A 3,927-nucleotide genomic window follows, 5' to 3' on the forward strand; every position below is an offset into this window, starting at 1 on the left:
CCGTCGCGGCAAGGACGGTCGGCAGAGGCCGCGTCCAGCCGCGTCGCCAGTGGATGCCGCGTCGGTCAGCCAGCGCGGCTGCTGTCATCTCCGCCCCCTCGGTTCATGCCGCCACATTATGCAGACGGAGGGCGGGACTGCCTATGCGGGCTGATCCCGACGGAGAAGTTCCGGCGTGCCCGGAGTCTCGGCGTGCACCAAGCTCAGGCTTGCGCCGAGCTCAAGCGTGCGCCGCGGCAGGCGTGGGCCGAACTCAGGCGTGCGCCGGCTCGGCCAGCGGCGAGGGCACCAATCCGGGCAGGGCGCCATGGCGGGCGGCGCGCCGCAGTTGCTGCAGCCGTGCCTGCAGGCGCGGGTCGGGCTGCGTCGGCGGATACATGCCATTGGGGCAGGCCACGCCCAGCAGGTCCAGCGCCTGCTTGAAGTCGTCCAGCGTCAGTCCCTTGGCCGGATCGAGTGCGATCAGGCGGGACTGCAGCGACGCATCGACGGAGGCTGCATCGGCGGTCAGCACCACGTAGTTCTGCGGAACGGGCCGGGTTGCGGCCAGATAGGCGGCCACCTCGGCGCCGAAGCCGCCGTTGGCCGCCGGCGCGAAGGCATGTACCTGCAGGTCAAGCTGTTGCACCAGGGCCGAGCGGGCGCTGGTGCCCCAGGCATGCGGCAGCACCACACGGGCGCCGGCCAGCCCGAACAGCCGCCGTACGAAGCCCAGCGCGACCGGATCGAACAGTCGCAGTTCGCGCACCGCGCCGGTTTCCGGTTTGCCGCCCAGCCGCGCGGCGGAGCGCTCGGAGAACAGCACTCCGGGCACGTCGAGCATGATCAATCGTTCAGACATGAGATTCCTCTGCATCCATCGGAGCGGTAGGGGAGCGTTCAGGTTACGACGCACGATCGGGCCTGCGGCCGGCCTCGGCGGCGACAACATGAAACAGTTCTGTAACTTGTGGTTCGGTGACGTAAAAACCGCCTGTCAGTGCCGACTTTTGTTTCCCGGCGACACATTTGAGGCGCTTGCGACCCCGCCGATCATGCCCGCTCGTGGTGCACGATCCTGCATCCCACAACGCGCCAGAGGCCGTTTCGGACGACGAATTCGGGTTCTCCCTAGGTGGGGTGACAACGAGCGGTTGCGGTATGGTTACGCCTTTTTCCAGGGGGGCGGTTTTGCCTCGACCCCGGGGCGCCTCGACCGCCGACTGACGGGCACCATCTCGCCCGAACCCGACTCGGAGATTCGCCATGAACGAAATCGTCGATGCCGTCAACGGCATCATCTGGAGCTCGGCACTGATCTACCTGTGCCTGGGCGTCGGCCTGTATTTCTCCATTCGCACTCGATTTGCCCAGGTGCGGCACTTCTTCGGCATGATCCGCCTGATGCTGGACGGCAAGTCCTCGGCACAGGGTGTCAGCTCCTTCCAGGCCCTGGCGATGTCGCTGTCGGGACGGGTCGGCACCGGCAATATCGCTGGCGTGGCAACCGCCATTACCTTCGGCGGTCCCGGCGCGGTGTTCTGGATGTGGGTGATGGCCTTCCTCGGCGCCAGCACGGCGTTCGTGGAATCGACGCTGGCGCAGATCTACAAGGAAGAGGTCGACGGCCAGTATCGCGGCGGCCCGGCGTACTACATCGAGAAAGGGCTGGGCACCAAGTGGTACGCCTGGATCTTCGCGCTGGCGACGATCCTTGCCTGCGGCGTGCTGATGCCTGGCGTGCAGTCGAACAGCATCGCGGCCGGCATGACCAATTCATTCGGCATCGATCCGGCGGTGACCGGCGCGGTGCTGGTCATTCTGCTCGGCCTGATCATCTTCGGCGGCGTCAAGCGCATCGCCAAGTTCGCCGAGATCGTGGTGCCGTTCATGGCGCTGGGCTACATCCTGGTGGCCTGCGTGATCGTCGCGCTCAACGTCGGCAAGCTGCCCGAGGTCATGAGCCTGATCCTGCGTAGCGCCTTCGGCCTGGAGTCGGCCTTCGGCGCGGTGCTCGGCCTGGCGATCCAGTGGGGCGTCAAGCGCGGCGTCTACTCGAACGAAGCCGGCCAGGGTACCGGCCCCCATCCCTCGGCGGCCGCCGAAGTCTCGCATCCGGCCAAGCAGGGCCTGGTGCAGGCGTTCTCGATCTATGTCGACACGCTGTTCGTCTGCTCGGCGACGGCCTTCATGATCCTGATCACCGGCGCCTACAACGTGGTCGGTCCCGCCAAGGAAGCGCTGCACACCGGCCTGGCCGGCGTGGAAGCGGGACCGGGCTTCACGCAGCATGCGGTCGAAAGCGTGCTGCCGGGCTTTGGCGCCGCCTTCGTCGCGATCGCGCTGTTCTTCTTCGCGTTCACGACCATCGTCGCCTACTACTACATCGCCGAGACCAACGTCGCGTATATCAACCGCAAGATCCACCGCCCGTGGATGGTGTTCCTGCTGAAGATCGCGATCCTGGCCGCCACGCTGTACGGCTGCGTGCGCACCGCGACGCTGGCCTGGGCGCTGGGCGATATCGGCGTGGGCCTGATGGCGTGGCTCAACATCGTGGCGATCGTGATCCTGCAGAAGCCCGCGCTGAAGGCGCTGCGCGACTACGAGGCGCAGAAGCGGCAGGGCCTCGACCCGAATTTCGTGCCGGGTCCGCTGGGGATCGATAACGCGGTCTTCTGGGAGCAGCGTGCGGCCGGCGTCAAGCAGCGCCGCCCGGGCGACGATCAGGACGGCGGCGAGCCCGCCGTCTCGCCGGTCATCGCGGCACCGCGCTCCGCCGAATAAGGGAACGACCAAGGGCGCACGAACAAGTCGTGCGTGCCGGACCGTACGCCGTCGGCTAGCCCGCCGACGGCTGCGGCAGCATCAAATCCTGGCGGGCGGCAAAGTCGAACAGTTCCCTGTCGTTGCTGGCCCCCAGCTTCTGCATCGCGCAGTTCTTCTGCCGGCTGATGGTCTTGACGCTGCGGCTCAAGGCCGTGGCGATCTGTGTCACCGACTTGCCGCTCAGATAGAGCCGCAGCACCTCCGTTTCCCGCACCGACAGGCTGCCGATGCCGGCCCGTTCCTCCGGACAGGGGTAGCGCGAACTCGATTCCGCCAGGATGCGCGCCGCCGATTTGCCGATATAGGTCTGGCCGCGCTCGACCTGGACCAGGGTGTGGACGAGCTCGTCGAGCGGTGAATCCTTCAGCAGGATGCCCTGCACCGGCACCTCGGCGATGGCGCGCAGGATCAGCGGGTTGGTCATCATCGTCAGCACCACCACGCGCATCTGCGGATGCTGCCGTCGCATCTGCCCGAGCATCCGCAATCCATCCTTGGCCTGGCCGCCCGGCATATGGTAGTCGGTGACCACGACGTCGGGCGTACACGTAGCGATGGCGCGAAACAGTGCCTCGGGCGTCGTCACGTCAGCGCAGACCTGCCAGCCGGCGTGCCCTTGGAGGACGCTGCGGATCGCCAGGGAGATCGCGGGGTGGTCGTCCGCGACGACGATGTTCAGTGCCATGCCATTGCTCCTGCGCCCGCGTGCCGAGCCCCATCGCAGAGCGCGGCTGGTGCCAGGGGCGTGCGGTCCATCGGAAAAGAAGCGCCGCGCGGCAAATGCCGTGCGGCGCAAAGCGCGTGACATCTGTATCGGGCGGCCCCATGACACGATGGAGGTACGGACAGGACGACACTACCGCCCGGCACAGCGACAGCGCACATGCCCACCCTCAGACCAAAAACGGGAAATAGTCGGAAAGCGCTGCAATGCCCCGCCAGATTAGTGGGCAAGGGAGCGCGAAGCGATAAGACGAGTCTCAAAACGGGATCGGGTGCGAGGGTGTGCGGCTGAATCCCGCCGGCAGGGCGGGGTCAGCTCCGCTGCGCTCAGCTCGACAGCGTCCTGGCCCACCGCGCGAGCGCCGGCACCAGTTGCGCCATCGCGGCCGCCACGCC

The 3,927-nt window shown here is 67.0% G+C and carries 3 protein-coding genes; 1 reads left to right on the forward strand and 2 read right to left on the reverse strand.

Annotation, left to right across the window (positions count from 1 at the left end):
* Positions 1 to 253: 253 nt before the first annotated feature.
* On the reverse strand, positions 254 to 841 hold the full coding sequence (locus AC6EI8_RS24985) for an HAD domain-containing protein (RefSeq protein ID WP_498383190.1): 588 nt from the start codon (positions 839 to 841) through the stop codon (positions 254 to 256).
* 404 nt (positions 842 to 1,245) lie between these two features.
* Between AC6EI8_RS24985 and AC6EI8_RS24990 the strand changes: the two genes are divergently transcribed.
* A complete protein-coding gene (locus tag AC6EI8_RS24990; protein WP_150082901.1) occupies positions 1,246 to 2,766 on the forward strand; it encodes an alanine/glycine:cation symporter family protein in 1,521 nt (506 codons plus the stop codon).
* A 55-nt stretch (positions 2,767 to 2,821) separates the two neighbouring features.
* On the opposite strand, the gene AC6EI8_RS24995 is transcribed toward AC6EI8_RS24990, so the two are convergent.
* Positions 2,822 to 3,493: a response regulator gene (locus AC6EI8_RS24995; protein ID WP_149318436.1), complete on the reverse strand. Its 672-nt coding sequence runs from the start codon at positions 3,491 to 3,493 to the stop codon at positions 2,822 to 2,824.
* Positions 3,494 to 3,927: the final 434 nt, after the last annotated feature.

This window comes from Cupriavidus sp. R6-3, assembly GCF_059772245.1.

Bases quoted from the DNA above. Each gene is read 5' to 3' on its own strand.
- AC6EI8_RS24985 (WP_498383190.1), bottom strand. From the start codon at position 841: ATGTCTGAACGATTGATCATGCTCGACGTGCCCGGAGTGCTGTTCTCC.
- AC6EI8_RS24995 (WP_149318436.1), bottom strand. From the start codon at position 3,493: ATGGCACTGAACATCGTCGTCGCGGACGACCACCCCGCGATCTCCCTG.
- AC6EI8_RS24990 (WP_150082901.1), top strand. From the start codon at position 1,246: ATGAACGAAATCGTCGATGCCGTCAACGGCATCATCTGGAGCTCGGCA.